28 protein-coding genes and 1 pseudogene are annotated in these 25,704 nt (G+C 52.9%); 11 read left to right on the plus strand and 18 right to left on the minus strand.

The annotated features are described in order from the left end of the window. Window positions 1-253 precede the first annotated feature (253 nt). Window positions 254-3,187 (plus strand): Ig-like domain-containing protein, encoded by a 2,934-nt coding sequence (locus AC53L6_RS05155; protein WP_496907053.1) that lies wholly within the window; start codon window positions 254-256, stop codon window positions 3,185-3,187. 247 nt (window positions 3,188-3,434) lie between these two features. Here AC53L6_RS05155 and AC53L6_RS05160 read toward each other — a convergent pair. The 5 genes and pseudogenes from AC53L6_RS05160 to fliF form a co-directional block, all read right to left on the minus strand. After that, a pseudogene (locus AC53L6_RS05160) lies at window positions 3,435-4,178 on the minus strand (IS5 family transposase). A gap of 127 nt (window positions 4,179-4,305) precedes the next feature. Beyond that, window positions 4,306-5,031, minus strand: a complete 726-nt coding sequence (gene fliP / locus AC53L6_RS05165) for a flagellar type III secretion system pore protein FliP (protein WP_299601367.1) — start codon at window positions 5,029-5,031, stop codon at window positions 4,306-4,308. 4 nt (window positions 5,032-5,035) lie between these two features. Next, window positions 5,036-5,329 (minus strand): FliM/FliN family flagellar motor switch protein, encoded by a 294-nt coding sequence (locus tag AC53L6_RS05170; RefSeq protein WP_299204224.1) that lies wholly within the window; start codon window positions 5,327-5,329, stop codon window positions 5,036-5,038. Further along, window positions 5,322-5,921, minus strand: coding sequence for a FliH/SctL family protein (locus AC53L6_RS05175; RefSeq protein WP_299749536.1), 600 nt, complete (start codon window positions 5,919-5,921; stop codon window positions 5,322-5,324). The genes AC53L6_RS05170 and AC53L6_RS05175 overlap by 8 nt, the downstream gene beginning before the upstream one ends. After that, window positions 5,921-7,537 (minus strand): flagellar basal-body MS-ring/collar protein FliF, encoded by a 1,617-nt coding sequence (fliF, locus tag AC53L6_RS05180; RefSeq protein WP_496907054.1) that lies wholly within the window; start codon window positions 7,535-7,537, stop codon window positions 5,921-5,923. The genes AC53L6_RS05175 and fliF overlap by 1 nt, the downstream gene beginning before the upstream one ends. 122 nt (window positions 7,538-7,659) lie before the next feature. Between fliF and AC53L6_RS05185 the strand changes: the two genes are divergently transcribed. From AC53L6_RS05185 to AC53L6_RS05225, 9 genes are all read left to right on the plus strand, one after another. Further along, the gene (locus tag AC53L6_RS05185; RefSeq protein ID WP_496907055.1) at window positions 7,660-8,148 is read left to right on the plus strand and encodes a flagellar basal body-associated FliL family protein; all 489 of its coding nucleotides are present in this window, start codon (window positions 7,660-7,662) and stop codon (window positions 8,146-8,148) included. A 10-nt stretch (window positions 8,149-8,158) separates the two neighbouring features. Next, complete coding sequence (locus AC53L6_RS05190) at window positions 8,159-8,530, plus strand: hypothetical protein (RefSeq protein ID WP_496907056.1); 372 nt, start codon at window positions 8,159-8,161, stop codon at window positions 8,528-8,530. Further along, window positions 8,527-9,129 carry a MotE family protein gene (locus AC53L6_RS05195; RefSeq protein ID WP_496907057.1) on the plus strand — a complete coding sequence of 201 codons (603 nt, stop codon included), beginning with the start codon at window positions 8,527-8,529 and terminating at the stop codon, window positions 9,127-9,129. Before AC53L6_RS05190 ends, AC53L6_RS05195 begins: the two co-directional genes overlap by 4 nt. A 68-nt stretch (window positions 9,130-9,197) precedes the next feature. After that, window positions 9,198-10,067 (plus strand): flagellar motor stator protein MotA, encoded by an 870-nt coding sequence (gene motA / locus AC53L6_RS05200; RefSeq protein ID WP_496907058.1) that lies wholly within the window; start codon window positions 9,198-9,200, stop codon window positions 10,065-10,067. Next, on the plus strand, window positions 10,064-12,334 hold the full coding sequence (locus tag AC53L6_RS05205; protein ID WP_496907059.1) for a hypothetical protein: 2,271 nt from the start codon (window positions 10,064-10,066) through the stop codon (window positions 12,332-12,334). The genes motA and AC53L6_RS05205 overlap by 4 nt, the downstream gene beginning before the upstream one ends. A gap of 286 nt (window positions 12,335-12,620) precedes the next feature. Then, window positions 12,621-14,702, plus strand: a complete 2,082-nt coding sequence (gene flhA / locus AC53L6_RS05210) for a flagellar biosynthesis protein FlhA (RefSeq protein WP_299204201.1) — start codon at window positions 12,621-12,623, stop codon at window positions 14,700-14,702. Next, complete coding sequence (locus AC53L6_RS05215; RefSeq protein WP_299204198.1) at window positions 14,699-15,469, plus strand: flagellar biosynthetic protein FliR; 771 nt, start codon at window positions 14,699-14,701, stop codon at window positions 15,467-15,469. Before flhA ends, AC53L6_RS05215 begins: the two co-directional genes overlap by 4 nt. Further along, the gene (gene flhB / locus AC53L6_RS05220; RefSeq protein WP_496907060.1) at window positions 15,466-16,551 is read left to right on the plus strand and encodes a flagellar type III secretion system protein FlhB; all 1,086 of its coding nucleotides are present in this window, start codon (window positions 15,466-15,468) and stop codon (window positions 16,549-16,551) included. The genes AC53L6_RS05215 and flhB overlap by 4 nt, the downstream gene beginning before the upstream one ends. Window positions 16,552-16,553: 2 nt before the next feature. After that, window positions 16,554-16,991, plus strand: a complete 438-nt coding sequence (locus AC53L6_RS05225; RefSeq protein ID WP_496907061.1) for a hypothetical protein — start codon at window positions 16,554-16,556, stop codon at window positions 16,989-16,991. On the opposite strand, the gene AC53L6_RS05230 is transcribed toward AC53L6_RS05225, so the two are convergent. From AC53L6_RS05230 to AC53L6_RS05270, 9 genes are read right to left on the minus strand one after another with little or no spacing between them, the layout of a single operon-like run. After that, entirely contained in the window at window positions 16,960-17,442 is a 483-nt protein-coding gene (locus AC53L6_RS05230; protein ID WP_496907062.1) for a flagellar basal body-associated FliL family protein, read from the minus strand. The two genes, AC53L6_RS05225 and AC53L6_RS05230, sit on opposite strands and share 32 nt — an antisense overlap. 11 nt (window positions 17,443-17,453) lie before the next feature. Further along, window positions 17,454-18,206: a flagellar basal body L-ring protein FlgH gene (gene flgH / locus AC53L6_RS05235; protein ID WP_496907063.1), complete on the minus strand. Its 753-nt coding sequence runs from the start codon at window positions 18,204-18,206 to the stop codon at window positions 17,454-17,456. Further along, window positions 18,203-18,619, minus strand: coding sequence for a flagellar basal body P-ring formation chaperone FlgA (gene flgA, locus AC53L6_RS05240; protein WP_299704930.1), 417 nt, complete (start codon window positions 18,617-18,619; stop codon window positions 18,203-18,205). Before flgA ends, flgH begins: the two co-directional genes overlap by 4 nt. Next, window positions 18,616-19,401: a flagellar basal-body rod protein FlgG gene (gene flgG / locus AC53L6_RS05245; protein WP_299204180.1), complete on the minus strand. Its 786-nt coding sequence runs from the start codon at window positions 19,399-19,401 to the stop codon at window positions 18,616-18,618. Before flgG ends, flgA begins: the two co-directional genes overlap by 4 nt. 10 nt (window positions 19,402-19,411) lie before the next feature. Next, the gene (locus AC53L6_RS05250) at window positions 19,412-20,131 is read right to left on the minus strand and encodes a flagellar hook-basal body complex protein (protein ID WP_299204177.1); all 720 of its coding nucleotides are present in this window, start codon (window positions 20,129-20,131) and stop codon (window positions 19,412-19,414) included. Window position 20,132: 1 nt separating this feature from the next. Beyond that, window positions 20,133-20,402 carry a flagellar biosynthetic protein FliQ gene (locus tag AC53L6_RS05255; RefSeq protein ID WP_299204174.1) on the minus strand — a complete coding sequence of 90 codons (270 nt, stop codon included), beginning with the start codon at window positions 20,400-20,402 and terminating at the stop codon, window positions 20,133-20,135. 1 nt (window position 20,403) lies between these two features. Further along, window positions 20,404-20,688 carry a flagellar hook-basal body complex protein FliE gene (gene fliE / locus AC53L6_RS05260; RefSeq protein ID WP_496907064.1) on the minus strand — a complete coding sequence of 95 codons (285 nt, stop codon included), beginning with the start codon at window positions 20,686-20,688 and terminating at the stop codon, window positions 20,404-20,406. A gap of 27 nt (window positions 20,689-20,715) precedes the next feature. Continuing rightward, window positions 20,716-21,108: a flagellar basal body rod protein FlgC gene (flgC, locus tag AC53L6_RS05265; RefSeq protein WP_299204168.1), complete on the minus strand. Its 393-nt coding sequence runs from the start codon at window positions 21,106-21,108 to the stop codon at window positions 20,716-20,718. A 10-nt stretch (window positions 21,109-21,118) separates the two neighbouring features. Further along, window positions 21,119-21,511 (minus strand): FlgB family protein, encoded by a 393-nt coding sequence (locus AC53L6_RS05270; protein WP_299204165.1) that lies wholly within the window; start codon window positions 21,509-21,511, stop codon window positions 21,119-21,121. 106 nt (window positions 21,512-21,617) lie between these two features. Between AC53L6_RS05270 and AC53L6_RS05275 the strand changes: the two genes are divergently transcribed. Continuing rightward, window positions 21,618-22,946, plus strand: a complete 1,329-nt coding sequence (locus AC53L6_RS05275; RefSeq protein ID WP_366870288.1) for a FliI/YscN family ATPase — start codon at window positions 21,618-21,620, stop codon at window positions 22,944-22,946. 100 nt (window positions 22,947-23,046) lie between these two features. Here the strand turns inward: AC53L6_RS05275 and AC53L6_RS05280 are convergent, their stop codons facing one another. The 4 genes from AC53L6_RS05280 to AC53L6_RS05295 form a co-directional block, all read right to left on the minus strand. After that, complete coding sequence (locus AC53L6_RS05280) at window positions 23,047-23,835, minus strand: DUF1217 domain-containing protein (RefSeq protein ID WP_299601407.1); 789 nt, start codon at window positions 23,833-23,835, stop codon at window positions 23,047-23,049. 2 nt (window positions 23,836-23,837) lie between these two features. Then, window positions 23,838-24,239: a flagellar biosynthesis repressor FlbT gene (flbT, locus tag AC53L6_RS05285; protein WP_299204157.1), complete on the minus strand. Its 402-nt coding sequence runs from the start codon at window positions 24,237-24,239 to the stop codon at window positions 23,838-23,840. Then, window positions 24,236-24,592, minus strand: a complete 357-nt coding sequence (gene flaF, locus AC53L6_RS05290) for a flagellar biosynthesis regulator FlaF (protein ID WP_299774301.1) — start codon at window positions 24,590-24,592, stop codon at window positions 24,236-24,238. The genes flbT and flaF overlap by 4 nt, the downstream gene beginning before the upstream one ends. Window positions 24,593-24,684: 92 nt before the next feature. After that, window positions 24,685-25,527: a flagellin N-terminal helical domain-containing protein gene (locus tag AC53L6_RS05295; RefSeq protein ID WP_299204379.1), complete on the minus strand. Its 843-nt coding sequence runs from the start codon at window positions 25,525-25,527 to the stop codon at window positions 24,685-24,687. Between the last annotated feature and the right edge of the window lie 177 nt (window positions 25,528-25,704).

Raw genomic sequence — 25,704 nt, forward strand, 5'->3', positions numbered from 1 at the left:
ACTTCATCCGTCGTGAGGCAACGTCGGCTTGCCCGGACCATTCAGTGCCGTATTACAGCCACAATCTCGAACTAAAAAAAGCACGTTTGAGTAGTAACGGTTAACGTAGGGTCAGAGCAGTATCTGACAGAAAACAGCGCATCGCCGGCTGATGTCGACGCGGTGTGCAGGAAATCGGGGTTTGCCTTTGCAAGCCCCCGGGACACTTTTGCCGGTCGCTAAGGGATTGGCTTGGATACGAAAAGAGGCACCGATGCCGCTGACAGTTACAACGCAAACGACCGCTGAAATCTCTGGCGGCCGCACTACAACATTGCAACCAGAGAACTTCGACACAGCACAGTCGATTTCAATCATTGATAGTCCCGACCACGGTCGGCTGACGGTCAATCCAGACAATTCTCTGGCGCTGGTGATGACCGAAACGGATTACACCGGTTCCCTCGATTTTACTATCGAGGTGACCGATGCAAGTGGCGCAACCTCGCAGCAGACCATTTCGATGAATGTTGTGCAGGGCAGTCAAGCCGCCGGTTGGGCAACCGGCGCCAACCACTACATGCTGGAAACCGATGATGACAGTGAATTGGTCATCGAAACAGGCGACAACCACCGCGAAGTTTATGTCACCGGGTCATCCGACGCTCTGAGTATTGCCGACATTGCGTCTGCAGAAGGGCTGCAGACATGGCAGATCAACGCACAATGGCTGGCAGACAACCCTCAATACGGGTCGAGCGCGGATACGGCGTTGGACATGGATGCCGCCATGATGCTTTGGGGGGAGCTGGTCGGCACAGGGTCCGAGCCATCGTCCAACTGGCTGCGTTTCGAGGCCGGGTATACCTATCAATCGCGCGGTGAAGACATCTCTACCCGCGGCATGCAGGGCGAAAGCCCGCTGCACCCTATCGTTATCACTTCCTATGGCGAAGGCGCACAGCCGGTCATAGAGGGCGACATTTACTTTATCGCCAATGATTTCAGCAATATAGTCGTCCACGATCTGCACTTCGTGGATACTGTTCTGGTGGCTGGTCCTGGCGATCAAAGCAACAACGTGATCTTCGATTCCGTCACCGGCACCGAGGAAGGCGCGCTTGTTGTACAGAACGTTGACAGCTTCACACTGCGCGACTCCAACTTCTATAACCTGAACCCTGACGAACCGGTGCACGGTGGTACCTGGCACGCATTCGATGACCGGGTTCAAGGCATCTATGCCCAAGGTGGCGTCGGCCTTTTGATCGAAGGCACGCGCTTTACCGAGATTGGCTGGGAAGACGGCTACGCATACGACCGCAGTGCGGACTCTCCGCAAGCGCCCGGCATGTTCAGCCACGCCGTGTACGTTCAGAATGACAACCTTGATGTCACTTTCCGTGACAACATCATGGGTCAGGCCGCATCCTTTGGCGCTCAAATTCGAACCGGTGGCTTCGTCGAAGACAACCTGTTCTTTGATAACAATGCCATGCTCAATGTGCTCGGTGGGGGCGACGGTGGACCAATCGGGCACTACTCCCTCGTCCAAGGCAACGTGGTGACGGATGCAGGGTATCGCGACGCGGTAACGGCGGGTGCCTTGTCATTGGGGATCGACAATCAAGGATATCAAACGGCCCTGATCGGAAACATCGTGGCCCATTTGACCGATCCTGAAGCCCCTTGGGAACTCGACAGTCACTTCTACAACAACGGTGGGCTGAACAATCAGCGGGCTGCGTTCTTTGACGACACCGTCGTCTACAATTGGTTCAGTGGCGAAGACGTCCTGTATGACCGCGAAGAGTCTCATGAGCGAAACGTGGATGGCCTTGATCGAGATGTTCTGGATCAGACGACCATGAATAACTTGGCTCGCATGCTCCTCAACGACCCCAATGCGACCACCGATGACCTAGTACAATGGATCCAGGTCAACGAAGTCACGGCAGACGAACTCAATGCCTTTTTCCAGGCGGCTTTTGGTATTCTTCCGGACAACCGCGCCGACGCCCGTGAAGTGCGTTTTATCCCTGATGAACGGGGCGACGGTGTGCGTTGGGACAACCGCCTGAATTGGGACAGTGGCGACATCGCGGGCAGCGTTGCGGGCGACAGCGTCGATCTTGGCGGTAATCTCGTGATCTATGGGGGCACTCAAATCATTTCTTCGCTCGACATGGGTGACAATGGTCGTCTTGAGCTTTCAAGCGGTCGGCTGACGGTTACCGGGCAGGCCACATCCGGTGCATCGGGTGCCGAGATTGACATTACCGCCGCCGGTCAAGTCTGGCTGGGAGGTTATTCAAGCCAAGGCGTCCTGAGCGTCACACAAGATGGCGGGCGATTTGCCAATACGGGTTTGGTTAGCGGCAATGTCGACCTTGTTATCGAAAGTGGCCAGGCAATCCTGAGTGCTGACGGCGGAATTTACACGGTTGGCGGGAACGGTGAACTTGTGATCGATGGTGCCGACGCGTTGGTCGGCTTTGACGACGACGATGGCGATCTGGGTGTGATCCGCTTTGATGCGGGGGCTGATTTGACGATTGCCAGCGACGCATCGGGTCTGGGCCGTATCGCTGAATTCCGATCTGGCGCGTTTGGAGACAACCCGAATGTGACTTCCCGCATCGAATTGGGCGACCTGGACTTGGCCGTGGATCTGACTCAAGCTTATATTGACAATGGCACGTACATGCTCATGAGCGCGGATGAGATTGTCGGTAGCTTGGGCAGCTTCGATGTGACAGGTCTGGGCGGACGCGGCGCCACTATCACGGTGGACTACAACACAGATGAAGTTTGGCTTGAGCTTGGTGCCGGGTCTGGCACGTCCATTAGAACAATCGGGCAAGATGATGCCCCCAACATTGTGATTGGTCTGGACAGCGACGGAGCTGATGAAAGCAATGGTGGTCGAGGCCTCGACACACGAGGCGAGGATGGTGGAGCAGACAGGTTTGTCTTCTTGCAAGAAGCAGGTGAAAAGGTCTCTGACGTCGAGATCAGCGACGAAAGATCCGTTATGGATGCCACAGAGACTGGCCTTGCGCCCGCCGGTGAAATGATTTTCTCAAGCGACAATGCGCCTGACGCGATTTCAGGCTCCTACAAGCAGGCTGTTTTTTCCGACATGTCTATGATCGAGATGCAGAAACAAGCGGGTGCGACTTGGGAGTGTCACGACGATTGGCATTGAACCCAAAGACGCTCCAAGCGTCTTGATAAAAGCCATGGGGCCGCGACACGAGAGTGTGCGGCCCGCCCCTTGCACTTGACACAGGCTACTTGGAGGCAGGCCGCCTTTCTTTGAAGTCCAACACACCACCACGGCACATTGCAGTATTTGGTGCGCCGGTTTGCTAGAAGAAAATGACGTCAAGAGTCCAACGAGCTGACTCTTCCAAAACGCATCAGGCTTGCAAAAAACCCCTTAAATTCGGGCCTCACACCCAACGGATGATGGTAGCCGCGAGGGCGATTTTGGAGAGGAAGGCCTTGGGACAGTGGTTGTATCGAGTTGAAACCCGCCGCCAGTCTTTCAATCGGCCAAACATGATCTCGATACGATTGCGTCGCTTATACCTTCGCTTGTCATATCGCGCAGTTTTCGCCCGAGAGTTTCGACCGGGGATGCAGGGACGTATGCCTTGTCCTGCAGGGCCTCACGGAACCAGTCGGCGTCGTGGCAATGATCCCCAAGTAGCCAGTCTCGCTCGGTAAGCTGCTCAGCAATGCTCACGCACTGGTGTAGTCGCTGACCTGTCACGCCGTGACGAAGACGCTGATCCAGTGGCCATGACTTTCACAGACGGCATGGAGCTTCGTGTTCCTGCCGCCCTTGGTGCGTCCATCAGGTGCCCACGCGCCCCTTTTGACGCCCATACTGGTCGCGGTGCGGTGTGTCGCAAGATAGGGTGCATCAATCACGATCTTTTTTTCCTCGCCGTGCTTGGCGGCCAAGCCTGTCACGATTTGGGCAAAGACATTTTTCTCGCTCCAGCGCTTGTATAGGGTCTTGTGGCCCCCACAGTCTATAGGTGCATAGCGCAAACGTAAGCCATTGCGATCGAAGAGGATAATGCCGTTCAAGACACGCTTGTCATCTACACGTAGTCTGCCATGGGCTTCGAGAAATAGAGCTCCAAACGCGCCATCTGCTTATCGATCAGCCAGAAAAGGTTGCCCATATCACCGCCCGCTTTTGGCCGGTGGATCATGCCGCAATACCAAAATCAATGAAGTCTGATAATATTATTCAGTCAGGCTGAATGCCTATTTCACGTAAATGTTTTAAAGCAGCAATGGGGTTGGAAACTAGAAGTAGCTCCGGACTAGACTACCAGCGATGAGCTCCCAACCATCTGCAATGACAAAAAACGCTAACTTGAAGGGCAAAGAGACAATCGCAGGAGGAACCATCATCATCCCCATACTCATCAGGACAGCTGCGGCAACGAGATCAATAATCAAAAATGGCAGGAAGATCAAAAAACCAATCTGAAATGCACGGGATATCTCCGACAGCAAAAAGCTCGGGATCAATACTGATAAAGGCGCGTCCGGTTCGAGGGCGACACCTTGCGTATCGGGTCGCAGATCGGACATTGCAGCAAACGTATCGGCATCAAGTCGAGCTGCCATAAATGCACGAAATGGTTCAAGCGTACGCACAAATGCGACGCCAGGATCAATTTGTTCGTTCACCAGCGGTCCCAAACCATTTGCCCACGCTTCGGAAAAGACTGGCTCCATAATGAAATACGTCAGGAAGAGGGCCAGACTGACAATCAGCATATTTGGAGGGGATTGTTGCAGTCCAATCGCTTGGCGAAGGATGGATAACACTGTCACCAGAAATGGAAAGCAGGTAACCATGATTGCGAGGCCCGGAGCAAGGCTCAAGACTGTGATCAAGGCAATCAGCTGCAGTGTCCTTGCACTCAGAGATGTATCGTCTCCAAGCGAGATGGAAACATCCTGCGCACCTGCAGCGACTGGAAAAAAAAGCAAAAGTAGGATGAGGAGGGCGCGCCCGACCATTCGTCTACAGGCCCGCACCAAGATCAAGTATTTCCGTCAGCCGTACAACCAACTGGCCTTCGTCGTCGCCGTCAGCTTCCTCCAGCGTGCCTCTCGCGATTAACTTGTTCCCGACAAATAAATCGACGGGGTCATCAACGCGCTTGTCAAGTGTGAGAACAGCGTTGGAGCCAAGCATCACCAAGTCGCGAACCAATGGGCGAGCCTGCCCGACAGATACTGTTATTTCAATCGGGACCGCTGTGAAGGGATTGTGCGTATCGGATGCAAGAGCTTTCTTTGAAGGAGTTTCAGCCATCTTTCACCTCGTTCGGATTGTTTTCAAAAAACGATGCAACTGCTGCAGAAATATCCGCGATGGCACGGTCCAAGTGCAGCTCTGCCTCGCTACGGTCCAGCCTCAAGATCACTTGGGTCGGTGCCAGCAACTTGTCCGTTGTCAGGACAAAAGGCGTGGGAAGATCTTCCTGGAGTGCAGCACGGACCGCAGGCTCAGTTTCTGGCGCGACCGCAATCTCGATATTTCGATCCAAGCTTTTTCGTGCCAATGCCGACACTTCTTCGCGCACATGCGCGCCGAGGCTTGCATGTGCGATTTGAGGCAGCACAATGCCAACAACGCTACCCATAATTGCCTCAACTGACGCGTTCAACGTCGCGCGCAACTCGTGATATTCAAACGAAGCGTTCTGCAGGCTGTTAGCCAAACCGCTCGAAACGAATGAGCGTGTTTCAGTCTGGGCTGCTACTGCGTCCTCCCAACCCGCTTGGTAACCTTTTTCAAAGGCTTCAAGCTTTTGGTCCTCGATGTCTTCAATCGGAATGTCTTGCCGAGAATGCTGCGAGGACTGGATGTCCCCAAAGTCTTGGAACAGGTGCGACGCGGTCATTATGCGCGCTCCTCTTCGAGCCAGCTTCTCAGTATTTCGACTGTTTCTTCTTGGCGTTCACCAATCATCGATCGAAGGCGATCAACCGGATCTGCCTGTACATGCTCCACTGTTGTAGCGGCCGGTGCATGATCAAGTGAAGACAGATCTGGCAACTTGTCCGAAGCGCGGTCGATGCTGATGTCCTCGATAGAAGAGGCATCCAAAGAATTGGCGATCACCGGTGTATCCATGGTGTCTTCCGGCAAAGGTGCCGGCAAACTATCCGGCAGCGACGATGGCGCACGTGATAGAACGGGTCTGACGACAAAAAGCCCAAGTATTAGGGCTACAATGGCCAAGATTGTCATCTGAATTCCGGACATCACATCAATGTAGAAGTCGTCGAAAACTGATGTTTCCGCGACAGTACCTTGGGGCACAACTGATTGTAGTTCCATTGCCTTAATTGTGATGACATCGCCGCGGTCCTCATTAAAACCGACGGCGGAAGCGACTAGTTCGCGCAGCGCATTCAATTCATCTGCCGATCGCTGAGTTGTTTGAGTGCCGCCCTCTGCATCAGCAACTGTCTCGTTGACGAGCACGGCGACCGTGACACGCCGAATTGCACCGGCAGCTTTAACAATAGCTCGCTCGGTTTCGGAAACTTCGTAGTTGATGCGCTCGCGAGTTTCTGAGTTCTGTGATGATGCGCTGTCTCCTCCAGCGCCATCTCCATCCGGTAGATTGGAGGCAACAGTCACATCTCCTCCAGCGGCTTCGCTGGAGGTACTTGAACGTTCTTCAGTGTCCGTGCTGATCACCACACGTTCCTGCGGATCAAACCGGCGTTCCCGAATCTCTTCTGTTTCTGTGACGGTTTCGACACTGACCTCAACCACCGCGTTTCCCGGGCCAACGCGCGCCTCTAGCAACCGCTCCACACGCTCGCGAAGCATTTTTTCCTTGTCTTCTGAACCTGCAGCAGGTGCGGAATCGTCGCTTGCGCCAATCAAAGCACCGTTTGCATCAATCACGGCGACATCTTCCGCGGACAGCCCGGCCACGGCAGATGCAACCAGGAACCGAATTGCTTTGGCTTGCTGTGTCGTGAGCTGCCCACCGTTGGAGGTGATTGCGACGGAAGCTGTAGGCGTGACGCTGCGTTGAAACGGGTTGGATCCTGTTGAGGCGATATGAACACGCGCCATTCCCACGTGAGGGCTCGAGACAATTGTGCGTGCCAGCTCGCCTTCTTTCGCGCGCCAATATGCTGCATCAAACATTTGCGAGGTGGTGCCAAAGCCGGACAGATTATCCAGCAATTCATATCCACGGCTGTTGTTTGCCGGTAATCCTTCACTTGCCAGAGTGAGCCGAAGTTGATCCCGATCTTGCGCATCAACAAAAATGGATCCGCCGCGCACTTCAAATGGAATACCGCGTTGTTCAAGCGATCTCACCACTTCACCAGCTGCCCCATTCTCCAATCCGGCATACAGCAGAGTCATTGTAGGCGCCGTCACGATTCGTGACATCGCAAGTATTGCAAGGAACATTGCAACCGTCGCCGCGACGACAGTGATTTGGCGCTTGATATCCAGGCCCATCCAGACATTCAGTAACTGCTGCACGTTTGTCTCCGTCATGTCGCGCGTTCTGCTCGACTTTGAGACAGCAATGGCTGAACAGCCTTAACAATCGGTTAGTTGATCTGTGGCAAATCTGTTTTCGATCATTTTTGAGTAGGATCCAGATGACAGACGCAGCCGTCGATACTGATGAGGAAGTCAAGAAACCTTCGAAGATGCCTTTGATTATGGGTGTTGTTGCGCTGCTTCTCGGCGCTGGCGGCGGCTTCTTTGCAACATTCGCGGGTCTGATTTTAGCGCCCGAATCAAGTGTTCAGCCTGAATTGGACAAGTCATCGCCAGCAGATCTGCCTGACGTAGCGTTTGTCCCGGTTGAGCCGATGGTAATATCGCTGGCGCCCAACTCTCACAGCCGTCATCTGCGCTTCAGGGCGCAGTTGGAGGTACCATCACAATATGCGTCCGATGTCGAATCTCTGCTTCCGCGCGTTGTTGACGTTTTGAACGGCTATCTACGCGCGATTGAAACCGCGGACATAGAAAGCCCCGCGGCGCTGACCAGATTGCGTGCTCAAATGTTGCGACGCGTGCAGATTGTCGCCGGACCAGGGCGGGTCAACGACCTGCTCATCATGGAATTCGTATTAAGCTAATGGTGAATGAATGGATCTCGTAGCTGATATCTTGCTAGTAGCGGGCGCATTGGGCGCCGGGTTTTATTGCTTCGTTCTGGGCCGCCGACTTAAGCGGTTCAACGATCTTGAAAAAGGAGTGGGCGGCGCTGTAGCCGTCCTTTCCGCGCAGGTCGACGATCTGACAAGGACACTTGAGGTCGCACAAAAAACGGCCGCAGAATCCGCCGAAGCTCTGAGCGATACAACGCAGCGTGCTGCAGAAATAGCGCGGCGGCTCGAATTGCAAATGGCTGCTCTGCACGACGTTCCGGAAACAAAAGAACCCGAAAAAGTATCCAGTGCTCCGGTCGAGCCAAGTGAGCCAGTCTTTACCCGCCGAACCGTGGGAGGGGGAAAATGAAAACCAAGAAAAAGTCTTCCTTCACCAACCGTGGTTCAATCACGTTGTTGGCTGCCTTGCTTGCAGGATCGGCCGTGATACGCATCGGCATAGGCGCCAATTCAGCGCTTGCCGAGGTAGACCCGGAAGATGGTTTCTCTCTTCCATTGGCCGCTCAACCCATAACCTCAGAGCCGCTCGAAGAACGGGAAACGGACGTTAAATCCTTGCTGGATGCATTGCGCGCGCGCGAGGCCAGAGTGAATGAACTTGAAGGTGAACTTGCGGCGCGTTCTAAGGCGTTGGATGTCGCACAAGTTGAGATCGAAAGGCGCCTTTTTGCATTAGAAAATGCGGAGCAACGGTTGCGTCAAACATTATCTATCGCACAAACCGCCGCAGAAGATGATCTGTCGAAATTGACTGTAGTTTATGAAAATATGAAACCAAAAGAGGCAGCCGCATTGTTTGGAACAATGGAACCAGCGTTTGCAGCCGGGTTTCTTGGACGCATGCGACCAGAGATAGCAGCAAAAGTAATGGCTGGGCTAACGCCAGAGTCCGCTTATTCGATTAGCGCAATCCTGGCAGGGCGAAATGCGCGCGCACCCAAAAACTGACTCTGCGTGAAGCTTTATTAACCGCAGTCTGCAATCGTCATGGTCAAACGCATTGAGGGAATCGTGAAGTGATCGGGATTATTGGCATTGTAACCATCTTTGTGATGGTATTCGGTGGCTACTTGGCTGCTGGTGGGAAGATGGGAATTATTCTCAAGTCATTGCCGTTCGAGATGACAATGATCATTGGCGCGGCAGTAGGGGCCTTCCTAATCAGCAATTCCATGTCCGAGATCAAACACACTATCAAAGACTTGGGAAAAGTATTCAAAGGTCCGAAATGGACGCACGAAGACTACAAGGAATTACTCTGCCTGTTGTTTGAGTTAATCAGATTGGCACGCCAAAACCCGGTCGCAATAGAAGAGCACATTGAAGACCCAGAGGGTTCGTCCATCTTCTCTCGCTATCCCAAGATAGTAGCGGATGGGGAAGCGACGGCACTCATATGCGATACAATGCGCTCGGCATCCATGAACTACGATGACCCTCATCAGGTGGAAGAGGTACTTGAAAAGCGAATGGAGACAAACATGCACCATGCGCTCCATTCAAGCCACGCGTTGCAAACAGTGGCGGATGGTTTGCCTGCTCTCGGGATTGTTGCGGCGGTTCTCGGTGTGATCAAGACGATGGCATCCATTGATCAACCACCGGAAATACTGGGCAAGCTGATCGGTGGGGCGCTTGTTGGTACCTTCCTTGGTGTTTTTCTAGCATATGGTCTCGTGGGGCCGTTTGCAGCAAAAGTAAAAGCTGTTGTCGAAGAGGACAGCCATTTCTATCAGCTTATCCGCGAAGTGCTTGTGGCGAATCTACACAATCACGCAACCAACATCTGTATTGAGGTTGGGCGTCAGAATACGCCGTCGCACTGCCGACCCTCGTTTTCGGATCTGGAAGACGCATTGAAATCTGTAAAACAGAACGCGGCATGACGTTGACCTTCAGACTGTTTGTCTTGTTCACCTTAGTGGCTGGGACTGCCTACAGCGCGGAAATTCCAGTTCGCTCAGGTGCGCATGATACATTTGCCAGGCTTGTTCTGGACGTTCCCAAAGAAAAGAAGTGGTCGCTTGAAAAGACGGCTACGGGCATCACTGTCACAATTACTGGCCATACCGACGGTTTTGATATCTCTCGCGTATTTGATCGCATCGATCAGACTTACGTCAGCGCCGTTGATGGAGATACAACGTCGCTGGACATAAAGTACGGATGCGAGTGTCAGGCAGAAGTCTTCCGCTCTGGCTCAATGCTCGTGGTTGATGTCAGCGCGCTTACAACTGGATCAACTGACAAAAACCAGAACATTGGATTGTCCTCGTTGCAGTTCGTAGGTTCAACACAACTGCGGTTTACACCAGATCAACCTAGAAATGAGTTACCTGTCAGTAATCTCTCTTCCAGTTTGGACGCACCCGTAGCTGAGGAAGCGCCAACATTCCTGCTGAGTGAAGCACCTAGTACAACTGAGGTGAGCAGCCTCCAAAAAGCGCAGGAACAGCTCGCTAACAGGATTGGTTTTGCCGCGACCACGGGCATTCTGCGACCGAGCGATCTGAGTGTAACCGTGCCCCAACGACAACAACGTCCGCAGATCGACACAAGTATATTCAATTCGTCAATACAGGCGTTTGAAGAAGAACAAACTGGGCCGCCAAGCGGTAATCTACGCATAACATCCAGCAGCGATGTGCCAAATACAGAAGTCCGGGATACATCCACAACACTCGGCATGCAGTGCATCGACCCCGTAGAAGTGCGCGTTCAGGATTGGGGAGGCACGACCAGCTTTGCGACATCAATTTCCTTACTAAGAGGCGCCCTATTTTCCGAGTTTGACAAGATTGACAAGAACGTTGCCGTTGAACTGGCGCGACTTTATCTTCATTTCGGTTTCGGTGCTGAGGCGAAGCAAGTGTTGTTAATGGATGCCGATTTGGCACCTGCAAACAGAGCACTCGTCGACATTGCTGATGTCATGGAGTTTGGATCGGCGCAGGCGGAAAACTATCTTGGGAACTTCACCGATTGCGACTCGGATGTTGCACTATGGGCTATCCTGTCAGCTCAGAACTTGCGACCATCTTCATCCGTTGACAGCAGTGCTGCGCTTCTGGCGTTGAGCAGTTTACCAATACATTTGCGCAACTTCCTCGCGCCTGCGTTAAGCAGGAAGCTGCTGAAGTATGGCGATGAAGTTGCAGCGGCTGCGGCATTGCGCGGACTGGAGCGCACCGTGGAACCATTGCCCAGTGCCGCTGAACTGGCCAAGGCAGACATAGAACTAACCAGGGGGGACGTTGAAGCGGCACAAGGCAGGCTCGAAGCCATTGTTGCGTCTAATGATCAACAATCCGCCGAAGCACTCATCCGATACGTGAACACTCAGCTAGACGCAGAAATTGAGATCGACGAAGACATCGCCACCTTGGTCGAAGCTTATGCGATCGAGATGCGCAACGACCCTCTCGGCGAGCAGTTACAAAGCACCCATGTATTGGCATTGGCAAAGTCTAACCAGTTTGATTCAGCCTTCGATGTTTTTCAGCTTATGCGGCCAAGTGGAAGCATTTCAGATGCTGAAACGCTTTACTCCACACTACTTTTTCTTCTCGCCCAAAATGCCAACGACGCAACTTTCCTGAAGCACGCATTTCCCGCGATTGCCGAGCGAGGCAGCGTCATGTCTACGAAAACCACAGATGCACTGGCTCAACGGTTGGCAAATCTTGGGTTTTTTGCAGAAGCTAACAAATTTCTTTCAACACAGACCGGCACACCTGTGACACGACAAAGAAAAGTATTGCTCGCCCAAATATCCCTGGGCCTGTCTCAGCCGCGTGCGGCCCTCGCACACCTCGGTGGGGTAGCGGGCGATTCCGCCGACAGCTTAAGAGCACAGGCGAACATCAATGCGGGTTATCACGACGCTGCATACAAGCTGTTCTCAGGTTTGGGAGACGAAGACGGGCGCACACGAGCTGCATGGCTTTCTGAGAACTGGCAACAATTTCTTGGATCAGATGACCCAGTCCTCGGCCCAATGGCTGAAGCAACCTCATCAAGGCTGGACATCTCAAATACTTCGACTGGTATGTTGAATCGGATGCAGGGGGCGCTGGAGGAAAGCGCAACCGCACGCCGCGCAATAGAGCAGTTGTTGGAGGCACACCCTACTCACGGCAGGTTGCAAAACTAGAAAACTTACAGAGTTTTTTAGTTACTAAATCTAAACGTGAATGGATTTAACTGAATCCGCCAGAGAATTGATAGAGGCGTATCACGGATGCAAGAAACTGCCTGCCGCGTCGTATCCACTGGCGAGTGTTGAGGACAAACATTGGCGTTAGACGAAACACTTCACTCACTTTCCTTTTAGTGAAGCTTTTGAGCTCATCTCGAGTGATAGTAATTCCTTTTCGTACCGCAATACCTAGGAAGCGAAATGATAATAAAAAATAGAAAAACAGAGAGTTTTTGATAGGATGAAGACTTCAGTATCGTCCGCTTTCAACCCGACCGTTTTGCTAGCAGTCGCACTTATGGCAATTATCGTCATGATGATCTTACCCATGCCAGCCTGGGTTCTGGATATCGGTTTGGCCACCTCTTTCGCACTTGCAATTCTGATTTTTACGATCACGCTTTTTATTGAGCGCCCATTGGATTTCTCATCTTTTCCCACAATCCTTTTGGCGTCCCTTATGCTTCGGCTATCCCTGAATGTTTCATCAACCAAGTTGATAATCGGTCAAGGACACACGGGCACACATGCTGCAGGCGAAGTTATCGAAGGCTTTGCGCAATTCATTATGGGCGGAAGTGTTTTTCTTGGTCTGGTTGTTTTCTGCGTTTTGCTAATCGTCAACTTCATGGTGATAACCAAGGGCGCAACCCGCATGGCGGAAGTTGGAGCGCGTTTCGCACTGGATGGTATGCCCGGCAAGCAGCTTGCCATCGACAGCGATATGTCGGCGGGGGCCATCGACCACCAGGAAGCAAAAGCACGGCGCGAACTTGAACAGGCAGAGACCACCTTCTTTGGATCTCTAGATGGTGCCTCCAAATTTGTTAAAGGCGATGCCGTTGCAGGTTTGTTGATCACACTTCTGAACTTGGTCGCTGGACTTGTGATGGGTGTCGCGGTGCATGGAATGCCACTTGGCCATGCATTTGAGACCTATGCCATTCTGACTGTTGGGGATGGCCTTGTTTCCCAGATTCCTGCCGTCGTGATTTCGATTGCGTCCGCGCTACTATTGGCCAGAGGAGGAGCAAAAGGTGCAACCGACCTGGCCGTCTTTGGCCAGCTAGGCCGACATCCCGCCGCATTGACGACCGTCGCTGTGCTGATGGCTTTGCTCGGTCTTGTGCCCGGCTTGCCAATCCTACCATTTGTTGCCGGAGCGGGAGCCCTCGCTGCCGCTGCATTCTTGATCAAACGCAAAACAAGAGCAGCCGAGCTAATCACACCGGAGCCTGAAGACTCTGCAAACCTAATTCCTGAAAGAACCCTGGGCGACGTATTGGAACTGGACGACATTCACGTCGAATTTGCTCCGGACCTTGTCAACATGGTGCTTGATCCAGGCACTGGATTGGATGCTCGAATTGCGAACATGCGCGTGCATGTTGCAACTGTATTTGGAGTCATTCTTCCCGAAATCCGGTTGACAGATAACGCGGGACTTCCGACGGGCGGATATGTCCTCAGGATTCAGGGTGTCGAACAAGCGAGCGGCACAATAAAGCCAACAAAAGTCTTGGCTTTGGCTCTCGAAACATCCCACGATGTTCCGCAAGGGGAAGACACCACAGAACCAGTATATGGGGCTCCTGCCCGCTGGATCGCGACTGAGGACCAGGAAGTTGCTGCCATAGCTGGTGTTACTCTGGTCACACCGACCGAAATCCTGGCAACGCATCTTCTTGAGGTTATCAAACAAAACTTCAGCCGTTTGCTGACTCTGAAGTCCATACGGCGCTTGCTGGAAGAGATGAAAGCTGTGTCGGACCCGGCCAGAGCAGAAGCCAATCGCAAGATGCTCGACGCTCTGATTCCAGACAAAGTGCCTATGGACATCTTGCACGCCGTATTGCGACTTCTGCTGGACGAACAAGTATCGATCCGAAACCTGCCTTTGATCTTAGAAGCCGTTTCTGAAGCGCGCGCGCTCAATGCCCAGCCGGAGGCGATTTGTGAGCACGTTCGCCAACGCCTGGGCTTTCAGATTGTATCGGGCATTCGGCGGGATGACGGGACCCTTCCACTTGTTCAACTAGCTCCAGAATGGGAGGATACATTCTCCAACTACCAAGTAGATGCAGATCGAGGGCTGGACATTGCGCTGCCGCCTGAACTTTTTAATCGACTGGCGGAAAACGTATCTGAAAAACTGCAAGATGCCGGCGACCAAGGCATCTTCCCCGCGGTTGTGACAAACACCCGTCGGCGCAGGTTCTTGAAGACGATGATGCGCGCCAAGGGTATCAACAACCCCGTTCTGTCGTTCGAAGAAATAGGATTGGATGCGCGCCCAGCACTTGTCGGTGTTGTTGCCGCATGATCGCTGCAGCCGAAGCTATCTCACTGCTACAGACTCAGCTTTGGGTCGGCTTTGTAGTGCTGCTAAGAGTGGGTGCTACAGTTGCTTTGCTGCCAGGGTTTGGCGAACAGTCGGTTCCTGCCCGCATTAAGCTAGTCCTCGTCGTTGCGTTCACGTTGATCATCGCACCCGCTGTTCCGCAAGAGCCGCCAGCGTTTACGATCGAGAACCTTATGCTTCTATCCATGACCGAGACATTGTCCGGGGGAATCATTGGACTTGGTGTTCGCCTCTTCATACTGGCCCTGCAAACCGCTGGCGCAATTGCGGCCCAATCTACGTCCCTATCCCAAATCATGGGCGGCGCCGCGATTGAACCGCTGCCGGCCATGGGACACGTACTCACAATTGGAGCTGTCGCGCTTGCCGTGATGGCTGGCCTGCACGTTAAGGCGGCGCAGTTGCTCATTCATTCTTACGTTTTCCTGCCGATGGGGCTGTTTCTATCGCCGAATGATGTTGCGGATTGGGGGCTGTCACAGATCGCATACGCGTTCGAACTTGCCTTCTTGCTGGCAACGCCTTTCGTCATAATGTCTGTTTTGTATAACCTCGCGCTCGGCGTAATTAACAAGGCCATGCCGCAACTCATGGTTGCTTTTGTCGGCGCACCCCTCATTACACTGGGTGGTCTGTTCCTGCTCTTTCTGGCAGCACCCATAATGCTGTCTGTTTGGCTATCGGCTCTTGATCAATTCATGGCATCTCCGTTGGAGGTACGCAGATGAGCAATCAAGATGATGCCAACGACAAGCCGTTCGACCCGACGCCGCAGAAGTTGCTCGAAGCGCGAAAGAAAGGTGAGGTTGCGAAATCAACTGACCTGCAAACCGCAGCAGCATATGCCGGGCTCACATTGGCTCTTGTTGCGGTCGGCGCACAGAGTGTGACGTCATTCGGTAGCAGCATGCAGGTCATATTGGATCAATCCGAAGACTTCGCCACCGTTCTGTTCAGCGGTGGGCAATCTGCGGTGATCGGGGGCATTCTGTTAAGTGCATCCGTCGCGCTTATGCCTATCTTTGTTGTACCGGGACTCGCGGTCTTGGGTGCAATACTTGCCCAACGTGCATTTGTTGTCGCACCAACGAAACTGCAACCAAAGCTGTCTCGGATATCATTGATACAGAACGCTAAACAAAAATTCGGTCGAAGCGGGTTCTTTGAATTTGGCAAGAGCTTTGTAAAGCTACTCCTCTATTCAGGGTGCCTGGCCATGTTTCTCAACACGCGGTTGCCAGACATGGTGAGTGCAATACAAACTTCGCCCGGCTTGGTCGCGTCTCTTCTAGGAGAAGTCTGCGTGGCTTTTTTGTTCCTGGTTGTTCTTATTTCAACAGCTTTGGGTGGGATCGATGCCGTTTGGCAGCACCATGAGCATATTCGCAAAAATCGGATGTCGAGAAAGGAGATCATGGATGAAACCAAGAACTCTGAGGGCGATCCGCATCTGAAACAAGAGCGGCGCACACGTGCCCAAGCCATTGCAACGCAGCAAATGATGGCAGATGTGCCACAGGCCGATGTGGTTATCGTCAACCCGACACACTACGCAGTCGTATTGAAGTGGTCGCGCGAAAGCGGAACGGCGCCCGTCTGTGTTGCAAAGGGTGTTGACGAGATTGCATTTCGCATTCGGGAAATTGCTCAAAGCAATGGCGTTCCAATACATAGTGACCCACCAACAGCGCGCACCTTGCATGCGGTTACATCTATTGGAGATGAAATTCATCCAGACCACTATGTAGCTGTCGCCGCAGCAATACGCTTCGCCGACAAGATGCGCCAGCACGTGCGCGACGGTCTGTGACAATGAACTGGTTCCGCCTCAAACAGATATCAGATTTAAAGTTTCAGCACAGCGAGCAGGCTGTTTCAAAACTCAGGGCGCGGGAGGCATCTCTGCGGTCGGAACTGGCAAGACTTCAAGGTCTCGCACAAGAGACCCACTGCCAGCCTGCTTCAGATTCAGAACTGCGTGCCATAGGTGCAGATATCATTTGGCTGAAATGGTTAGAAAACAGCCGGCGAAGGTTGAACATTGAACTGGCCCAGGTGCTCGCACAAAAGGAAGAGCTTGTCGCGCAACACCGGAAGGCAAATGGGAAAAAGTTGGTCACTGACGCGCTGTCAGAGAAACAACAGCTCGATAGGCAGCGGCTGCGCAAAACCCATGCATTGAACGAAGCCATAGAGACATCGTTAACTAGGTCAGTTTTCAGTAATCCTGACGAGCAATCTCAACAATGAGTACATCTGAGACCTGATCACCGATGTCTTTAATTGCGACTTCACGCAATGCACCGCGTATGACTGCCAAGTTGTTGGCGTCCGTGAAAGCGCCGTCAAATCCGCCAACATTCGCATGATCAAACAAAACTTGAAGGAAGGAATCTCTTAGCTTTGGCTCATGGGAATAGATTGCATCCTTTTGCCCGGCAGGTACTTCAAGACTAAGTGACATCACCACCAAAGCATGCACTGCGCCATCTCGCAGAACCGGCACAACAAATTGGTTGTTCATCTTGACGTATTCACGATCCGTCAAATCTTCGGTCTTATGAGCAGAATCTGACGACTTGGCAGGCTTTTCCATATCCACGGTTTCAGCAGGTTCAGGAACCGGTCTCAAAAAGACACCGGCACCCACACCGGCACCCGCTCCAACTGCAAGAAAAATCAATGGGAGTAGCTTTTTCACGCTGATCACTCCTAAAATGGCAGAACTGCGTCGAGGACCTGCTGACCAATCCTGGGTTGCTGGACATCAGTGATCTGACCGCGGCCACCATAGGACACACGTGCTTGCGCGATCTTGTCATAGGTGATTTCATTTTTGCGCGAGATGTCTTCCGGGCGAACGTAACCGGATACAAGAAGTTCACGCATCTCGAAATTGACACGCAATTCCTGGGAACCTGAAATTGACAAGACTCCGTTCGGCAGAACATCAACGACAGTCGCTGCCACGCGCAACGTCAACTTCTCCTTGCGTTTGACGGACCCATCACCACTCGATCCGGACTTGGAGGTGATCGAGACAAGATCAGAAGACGACGCCCCTTCTGGCAACTTTTCGTCCAACCTCTGAGGCAGTCCGCCCAACTGCGGCACTTGCAGGCTTTCAGTACCGCTGCGAGACCGATCCGTCTCATTTGAGATTTCAGCTCGCTCGTCAATTTCAATCACAACTGTCATGATGTCGCCCTGCTGAACAGCGCGTCGGTCACCCAACAACGAAGATCGTTGTCCGCTCCAAAGTGAAGCGCGATCCGTGGGGCCAACCTCATCCACCGTAAGCGGCAGGCTGGCCGATACCATTGCCGAGTGCTCGCGTGTTTCCAACGGGTTCGAGAAGCTTGGCGGCTTGCCAAGGTGGTCACCGCGTCCACATGCAGACATTAGACCGCACAAAGCAACCGTGGCGCATGTTTTCTTTATATTTCTGATGGGTAACAAGTTCATCGAGTCACTTTCACTGAGCCGTCTTCTTGAACAAAACCGAACAAAGTGGAACGGGAGGTCAAGTTCATAACGCGCACGCGATCACCGACGCCGCCACGCTCCAAAGCACGTCCCTCGGTTGCAATCGACAAACCGCCGGCATTGAAAAACAACGGCACAATTTGATTTCGGTCTACTACAGCCGGCGCACCGATTGCTTCGAACGGAATTGGTCGACCGGCATAGAGCGCTGTTCTTGCTTCTTGTCCGATGACATCAGCCATGTACTCGAACATCCCAGCTTGCACCTCGTCGCGAATTGTTAGATCCGCTGCGGTGATCAATGTTCCGGGCCGCAAGGTTCTGGTCGGTACAACTGTGTCGGCCGAAACTGAGGTAGCAATCAGGCAAGTTATGATCAGCGCTTGCTTCATCGGATTTGCGTCATCGCACCCATCATTTGATCGGCGGCTGAGATTACTTTTGAGTTCATCTCGTATCCGCGTTGCGCAGCAATCAAATCTGTAATCTCGCGAACCGCATCCACTGAGCTTTCTTCCAGATAGCCCTGGCGCAATGTCCCGAGACCATCAAGGCCCGGCGTCGTGACAACTGGCGGACCAGAGGCATCCGTTTCGGCAAACAGGTTGCTGCCAAGGGCCTCCAATCCCTTTGGATTGGAAAACCCAGTCAAATCAAATTGGCCAATTAGCTGCCCTGCGGCCGCATCCGCGAAATAGGCATAGACTTCGCCATCACCGTTGATCGAGATGCTGCGCGCATCCTCAGGAACCACAATTTCAGGCGCTACGGCATAGCCATCAGACGTTACGATAAGTCCTTCGCCAGTTCGTTTGAGTGCACCGTCGCGAGTGTACGCTGTTTGTCCCGAGGGCAATGTAACTTCGAAATAACCATTACCATCGATGGCCAAGTCAAGATCACCGCCGGTTGCAGCAAGCGAACCCTGTGCCAAATGCACTGACACTGCAGCTGGGCGAACCCCCAATCCCAGCTGGACACCCGTTGGCAAAACCGTTCCATCTGATGCGTTGATTGCACCCGGCCGTGTCATCTGTTGATAGTGCAAATCGGCAAACTCAGCGCGTCGCGCATTGTACCCCGTCGTGCTCATGTTCGCGAGGTTGTTGGATATTGTTTCCACCCGCATTTGCTGGGCCAACATACCCGTCGCAGCGATTTTGAGAGCGCGCATTGAAGTCTCCTTAGTTGGATTTCAACATGGCATCCATCGCACGACGGACCCGTTCATCTTCAGAATTGAGAAAGTCTTGACCCATCTCATAAGCCCGCTGGATTTCGATCATCCTTGCAAGTTGACCTATCGGATCGACGTTGGATTCCTCGACAAAACCTTGCAAAATTCGCGCGGTATCTGATGGTTCGAACCCCGCGTCAGAGCTGAACATAACACCCCCCTCGCGGATGAGCGTTGTCCGATCTACGGGTTCAACAAGGCCGATCTGACCTACGAATGCTCCATCTGCGCTGATCGATCCGTCGGGAGACACCGACAGCCCCCTTACCCCCGGGGGAACAAATACTGGGGCGCCGCCAGCGTCCAGAACCGCGTGACCATCAGGCGTAACCAAATCGCCTTGTCCATTCGGAGAGAAACTGCCAGCCCGGGTAACACGCTCACCTTCGGGTGTCTGGATCAGAAAGAAACCATCGCCCTCAATCGCGAAATCGTAAGTTCCACCAGTTTGGGTCAATGTACCCTGAACGAAAGATGTTTCTCGGACATTGCCGTGGCCCATCGATAGGGATGGTCCGCCTCGCATGCCTTGCACATACTCTGAAAAGACCAAACCTTCTTGGCGGTATCCGGTGGTTGCACTGTTTGCGATGTTGTTTGCAACGATCTGCATTTCACGCATCAACCCGGACTGGCGTGTAAGCGTTATGTAACCGGTGTTGTCCATATCAACCTCCGACAATCAGCGGGATAATCCGACTTTGAAAAAAGGAAACTAGGGTGTGGGTCATGAAACCCATCGACAACCAAAAGACGACCACAATTGCTGCGAGCTTGGGTACAAATGTGAGTGTCATTTCCTGAATGGATGTGAGTGCCTGCACCAAACCAATGGATACCCCGGCCACCAAGGCGACCGTTAGTATCGGCATAGAAACCAAAACGGCAATCCACAGACCCTGACGCAATGTGTCGAAGAAGATGACTTCATTCAACATGTCAGACAGGCATCCTCAGGATTTCTTGATAGGCCTCGACAACCTTGTTTCGTACGGTGACAGCTGTTTCAACAGCAAGCTCGGTTTGGGCAAGGGCCTGCACCAGCGCATGTGGATCTGCCTGGCCGATCATTGCGTTCTTTGCGACCTGCTCGCCTTGTGCAAGTGTCTGCGCAAAGTCCATGGTCACCTTGCCGAAAACACTGCCGCCGGTGCCTTGACCAGGCTGCGTCGCCGGTCGAAGTGCCGTATAGTTCTGAGCTGCCGATAGTGCTGCGATTTCCATTCTGGATCTCCTTCAAGCTGCGCGCATTCAGCGGCGCAGTAGTTGCATCAAGCTGGACGACATTTGCCGCGTTTGTTCGAATATCTTCAGATTTGCCTCGTAGCTGCGCTGTGCTTCGCGCGCGTCGGCCAACTCGATCAACAGGTCTACATTCGACCCTTCATAGTGGCCCGTTTCATCTGCCATCGGATGTCCCGGATCATAAATACGCGCAAGCGGACGATCATCGAGCGACATACGCCCTACCTCGACATTGGCAACGCCTTGGCCGGCATCGAACTCTGTCCGAAACGGTATGGTCTTGCGCCTATAGCCTGGTGTGTCCGAGTTCGAGATATTTTCAGACAAGTGACGCAAACGAGATGCCTGAGCCTTTAGACCGCTGGCGGACACCGAGAGAGATTTTGCAAATTCGCTCATTGGAAGTTCCTTATTGGCGTCCCAAGCTAGAACGCAGAATGTTGAGAGCCGATTTGTAGATAGCCAGAGATCTGTCATGTTGCCGCTTTGCTTCGGTCGCGCGCAGCATTTCAGTTTCTAGCGAAACGGTGTTTCCATCTGGTGAGGCGAACGACTTATCTTGTTCTGTCGTTGCTTCGGCAGTGTTTGATGGACTGCCGTTCATATGAGAATGCCGCGTGGCGCGCTGCGAAAAAGCAGAACCTTCGCCCGGTCCATAGATATCCGTGAAACTTGGAAGGTCACGTGCAACGTAGCCAGGCGTATCGGCGTTTGCGACATTTTGCGCAATCACCGCCTGCCTTTGACCGGCATGTATCGCCATCGCTTGTGCTGACTCAAAAACGGCCAGATTTTGAAACATCGGGGCTTCTCCCTCGTGCAATTTCAATCAACGCTTAACTCTGATTCCCTAAGAAACTGTGTGCAAACATCAGGAGGATCCGATGCGCCAAGCCGTGCGATTGCAAATGTTGAAAGCCCAACTCGCAGACATTCAGGTCATGTATCCAATTGGCCGGATTAGTGCGGCACACGGAAGTGTCCTTACCGTGTCAGGCTTGAATGAACGTGCAAAGATTGGGGATCGCGTGTTGGTCTCGCGTCAGTCGGATGAACCCCTTTCGGCGGAGGTCGTGCAACTATCACAAGCAGCTGTAACTGTTATGCCAGACGGTCCCTTTGAGGGCATCGCACTCGGCGACCGTGTGACTATCGATACCCAAAGCAAGATTGCACCAAATGAAAGTTGGCTCGGTCGCATTCTTGATCCGGATGGCAACCCGCTTGATGGAAAACCTGTTAGCCGAGGATTGGCACCGCGTGCGCTAAAGAATGAGCCCCCGGCTGCAGCATCTCGGCGTGCGCTTGGACCCCGATTGGAAACGGGACATGTTGTATTCGACACAATGCTGCCGATTGTTCGCGGGCAGCGTATAGGTTTGTTTGCCGGTTCCGGTGTAGGAAAGTCGAGCCTGATGGGGCGATTGGCCCAACGCATGTCGGCAGATGTTGTCGTAATCGCCATGATCGGTGAGAGGGGCCGCGAAGTACGCCAGTTTGTTGATGATGTCCTTGGGCCCGAGGGATTGGCGCGCTCAGTTGTAGTTGCAGCGACATCCGATCAGTCCCCTTTGCTCAGACGCCGATGCGCTTGGACTGCTATGGCTGTTGCGGAGCATTTCCGCGATGAGGGAAAATCCGTTCTATTGCTGGCTGATTCGGTCACTCGTTTTGCAGAGGCACATCGCGAGGTTGCGGTTGCTGCGGGTGAAGCGCCAGTGTTGCGCGGTTTCCCTGCCTCCACCTCGCATCTAATCATGTCACTGTGCGAACGTGCTGGCCCAGGCGGACCAGATCAGGGCGACATAACTGCGGTGTTCAGCGTACTGGTTGCTGGTTCTGATATGGATGAACCAATAGCTGATATTCTGCGCGGCGTACTGGATGGGCATGTGGTACTGGATCGAGGAATTGCAGAGCGGGGGCACTTTCCAGCTATCGACGTTCTACAATCTGTTTCGCGAAGCCTACCAGCGGCAGCTTCAAGAGCGGAGAACGAGACAATCGCACAGGTCCGAAAGCTCATGAGCGTCTACACGCAAAACCAAATGATGATCAGCGCCGGGCTCTACACACAGGGAGCGGATGCCGAAATAGATGGAGCACTGCAGGCATGGCCCCATCTAGACAAGGCGATGACATTGGTTCACAGCGAAGGATGTGCACATAGTTTCGATCAACTGAAGCTGGCGTTGCGCCGCGGCGGTAGCACCAACAACCGCAGTGCGTCCCGTTAATTGCTGTGCTTGACCATTGTATGACTGACGACCTTCACAAGTTCGACTGCCGCATCAATAATTCCAAAAGTACGTGCACGCAGCGAATGATCGAATAGGCTCAGGAGCTCAATAGAGTAAGGGCAATTGACGCGCCAGACGCTCCGCTTCCGATTTGGCCCAACTGCGAACGTGCTAGATATGTTGTGACCAAGCGATCGAGTGTTTCCGGGTCGGCAAAATCTGCAGGATCACTGACACCCAACACTCGTTCGGACCTGTCTTGAAACACAGATAATTGCTGGTCGATATCAATTTGCCCAAAAGCTTGGGGCAACCCCAACGCGGTCTCAAAAAGAGTTCTTAGAGGCGGTTGTCCCATGATGCTGAACCACTTCGCTGCATCGGTTCCAGAGCCCTGAACTACGTCTGGAAGCGTCCGCTCAGCATAAAGCGCGATACGCATCGACTCATCTTGGTTGCCGGTTTCGACTTCGAAACTATTGGCCTGGAACTTCGCAATTATGTCATCAACAAAGCCTGGCTTTAACGCGCCCCTGATCTCTCCGGGGCCAAAGCCAAAAGCCTCCGAAAAGTCTCTGTAGCGACTATCCGAAAAGCGATTTGCCAATGCGTCATCTGCAGTGGTGCCATCGCTCAACATTTTTTGAATAAAGAAAGTATTGTTTATGTCGTCTGACAAGCCAAAGGCACCCATTGCCACGGTCAACAACTGACGATCTGATACCAATTCTTCTGCCGTACCGACGGATGCGATTTTTTCCGCAAAGTGATCAGTATCTCGTTTCAGCTCCGTTGACTGGCTGAATACAGAAAGCTGCTGATCATACGTTCGTTGTAGAAACTGCCACCCGGCCAAACCGGAAGAAATCAAAACTGGCTGGTACATGGTTAGTGGTTCGCTGCCAACAGACGCTCTTCACGGGGTAGAAGGGCGCGCAGTGCCTTAAGGCACTTGTAGTGATCATCGTGTACAAGAGCGTGCGACGCGATATCGAGATGTTTGCGGCTGTCAGAGTCGATAAATATCTGGCTCAACTCCTCGATGCTGCGCAACAACCATTGACGCGAGTCGGTCTTGTCACTGTCACCTGATAAAACGAGCTGAACAGCGTAGCACACACGCCGAACTGGAGTTGTCGCGTCTTGCGGGTGGATCGCGTCACGCAAACGCAAAATGTTCGCATCAGAAGAAACAATTGCCAACCGGCTTCTACGATCGCCATTTTCAATGACCGCTCCATTGATCAGTATGCGCTCTTTCGGACCAAGCTTTAGAATGAGACCACTCATTTTGAAGGTCCTTCCACTTTTAGACCACGCAAAACAGCCATATTTATTTCGAGTAAAGGCAACACTGATGCCTTTTCGCGCAATATTTTCTTGGTGTGATGGCGTGTAAATTCGGCCAAGTAGATGATCCGCGCTTTTAGATCTTCTGGCAGCGGATTTTCTTTATCCACAACATCAACGACAAGTGCCGTCCACAGCCTTTGATTGTCGTGCAATGCATGCGCGTAACTGGGGAAGTCTGATTTGGCCTTAATGGCCGTGTCGCGCAAACCTTGGGTTACACGGGCTATGATTTCATATTCCGCCCGTCGTCCGTTTTTGGTTGATACTGCATGTTCAGTATAGCCACGCATGGCCTGGAGGGTTGCATTCACACCATCGCCTTTCAGAGGTTCATGTCAGAAGAATGCCGGGGCGATGAACGTCAACGCCCCGGCTTGCCTGATTACCGGAACAACGACAGGATTGTCTGCGGTGCCTGGTTGGCGATCGAAAGCGATTGCACACCCAACTGCTGCTGAGTTTGCAGGGCTTGCAAACGCGCAGATGCTTCTTCCATATCCGCGTCGACAAGCGCGCCGATACCAGATTTCATCGCGTCCGTAAGTTTGCTAACAAAAGTATTCTGATCTTCGACCCGTTTCGCAGAAGCGCCCAGTTGAGCAGCTCCGTTGATCGCGGTTTGAAGGAACGCTTCCATTTCACCCAACGCAGTAGCGGCTGATGCCTGGTCTGTCACAGCCGTACGTCCGGCGATGTCCAGGTTGGCTTCGAAATCAACAGTTGCAACGTCAATAGTCGAAGCTGTCGGCGCGCCAGATCCAACACGGTCCAAAGACGACAGAATGGTGAGCTGAGTTCCGCCATTACCATCGGTGTCCGTCGCCAACAGATTTACGCCATTGAACTGTGACGCACCGATGATGGAAAGAATTTGCGCTTCTTTCTCCGCCATGTCGGCTTCGATTTTCGCGTAGTCAGCTGTTTCACTGTTGCCCGAAACAGTCAGTTCTTTCATCTCTTCAAGAACGTTTACAATTTGCTCAGCCCCAGCAGACGCAACTGCAACCGTTGACTCACCAACACTCAGAGAGTCCGAAATCGCGTTGAAACCAGCAACGTCCGATTCCATAACTTTGGAAATCGCCCAAATGGACGAGTTGTCTTTGGCAGACGCGACAGTTTTACCTGTCGAAATCTCGTTCTGCGTCATCGCCAGGTTTTTGTTGATACCCTTCAGGGTCTGCAGCGCAACCATTGCGCTGTTGTTCGTAAGAATGCTCGACATGTGCATTTCCTTTTGTCACGGCGCTTTGCGCCCTGGTTTACGTCCCGCCCCCCGATGGGACGGCCAAACTGCCGTTCTGACAAATGCACACCCCTTCGCGGGGTAATGCGCCACTTGTTGCTAAGTGCGCGATCACCATGACGGTGATTTGCCTAACGGATTCCTAAAGTCGGAAAT

The organism is Tateyamaria sp. LSS28 (assembly GCF_059611725.1).

Excerpts from the sequence above, each read along its gene's own strand:
- AC53L6_RS05155 (WP_496907053.1), top strand. The coding sequence starts at position 254 with ATGCCGCTGACAGTTACAACGCAAACGACCGCTGAAATCTCTGGCGGC.
- fliP (WP_299601367.1), bottom strand. The coding sequence starts at position 5,031 with ATGGTCGGGCGCGCCCTCCTCATCCTACTTTTGCTTTTTTTTCCAGTC.
- AC53L6_RS05170 (WP_299204224.1), bottom strand. The coding sequence starts at position 5,329 with ATGGCTGAAACTCCTTCAAAGAAAGCTCTTGCATCCGATACGCACAAT.
- AC53L6_RS05175 (WP_299749536.1), bottom strand. The coding sequence starts at position 5,921 with ATGACCGCGTCGCACCTGTTCCAAGACTTTGGGGACATCCAGTCCTCG.
- AC53L6_RS05185 (WP_496907055.1), top strand. The coding sequence starts at position 7,660 with ATGACAGACGCAGCCGTCGATACTGATGAGGAAGTCAAGAAACCTTCG.
- AC53L6_RS05190 (WP_496907056.1), top strand. The coding sequence starts at position 8,159 with ATGGATCTCGTAGCTGATATCTTGCTAGTAGCGGGCGCATTGGGCGCC.
- AC53L6_RS05195 (WP_496907057.1), top strand. The coding sequence starts at position 8,527 with ATGAAAACCAAGAAAAAGTCTTCCTTCACCAACCGTGGTTCAATCACG.
- AC53L6_RS05205 (WP_496907059.1), top strand. The coding sequence starts at position 10,064 with ATGACGTTGACCTTCAGACTGTTTGTCTTGTTCACCTTAGTGGCTGGG.
- flhA (WP_299204201.1), top strand. The coding sequence starts at position 12,621 with ATGAAGACTTCAGTATCGTCCGCTTTCAACCCGACCGTTTTGCTAGCA.
- AC53L6_RS05215 (WP_299204198.1), top strand. The coding sequence starts at position 14,699 with ATGATCGCTGCAGCCGAAGCTATCTCACTGCTACAGACTCAGCTTTGG.
- flhB (WP_496907060.1), top strand. The coding sequence starts at position 15,466 with ATGAGCAATCAAGATGATGCCAACGACAAGCCGTTCGACCCGACGCCG.
- AC53L6_RS05225 (WP_496907061.1), top strand. The coding sequence starts at position 16,554 with ATGAACTGGTTCCGCCTCAAACAGATATCAGATTTAAAGTTTCAGCAC.
- flgH (WP_496907063.1), bottom strand. The coding sequence starts at position 18,206 with ATGAACTTGTTACCCATCAGAAATATAAAGAAAACATGCGCCACGGTT.
- flgA (WP_299704930.1), bottom strand. The coding sequence starts at position 18,619 with ATGAAGCAAGCGCTGATCATAACTTGCCTGATTGCTACCTCAGTTTCG.
- flgG (WP_299204180.1), bottom strand. The coding sequence starts at position 19,401 with ATGCGCGCTCTCAAAATCGCTGCGACGGGTATGTTGGCCCAGCAAATG.
- AC53L6_RS05250 (WP_299204177.1), bottom strand. The coding sequence starts at position 20,131 with ATGGACAACACCGGTTACATAACGCTTACACGCCAGTCCGGGTTGATG.
- AC53L6_RS05255 (WP_299204174.1), bottom strand. The coding sequence starts at position 20,402 with ATGTTGAATGAAGTCATCTTCTTCGACACATTGCGTCAGGGTCTGTGG.
- fliE (WP_496907064.1), bottom strand. The coding sequence starts at position 20,688 with ATGGAAATCGCAGCACTATCGGCAGCTCAGAACTATACGGCACTTCGA.
- flgC (WP_299204168.1), bottom strand. The coding sequence starts at position 21,108 with ATGAGCGAATTTGCAAAATCTCTCTCGGTGTCCGCCAGCGGTCTAAAG.
- AC53L6_RS05270 (WP_299204165.1), bottom strand. The coding sequence starts at position 21,511 with ATGTTTCAAAATCTGGCCGTTTTTGAGTCAGCACAAGCGATGGCGATA.
- AC53L6_RS05275 (WP_366870288.1), top strand. The coding sequence starts at position 21,618 with ATGTTGAAAGCCCAACTCGCAGACATTCAGGTCATGTATCCAATTGGC.
- AC53L6_RS05280 (WP_299601407.1), bottom strand. The coding sequence starts at position 23,835 with ATGTACCAGCCAGTTTTGATTTCTTCCGGTTTGGCCGGGTGGCAGTTT.
- flbT (WP_299204157.1), bottom strand. The coding sequence starts at position 24,239 with ATGAGTGGTCTCATTCTAAAGCTTGGTCCGAAAGAGCGCATACTGATC.
- flaF (WP_299774301.1), bottom strand. The coding sequence starts at position 24,592 with ATGCGTGGCTATACTGAACATGCAGTATCAACCAAAAACGGACGACGG.
- AC53L6_RS05295 (WP_299204379.1), bottom strand. The coding sequence starts at position 25,527 with ATGTCGAGCATTCTTACGAACAACAGCGCAATGGTTGCGCTGCAGACC.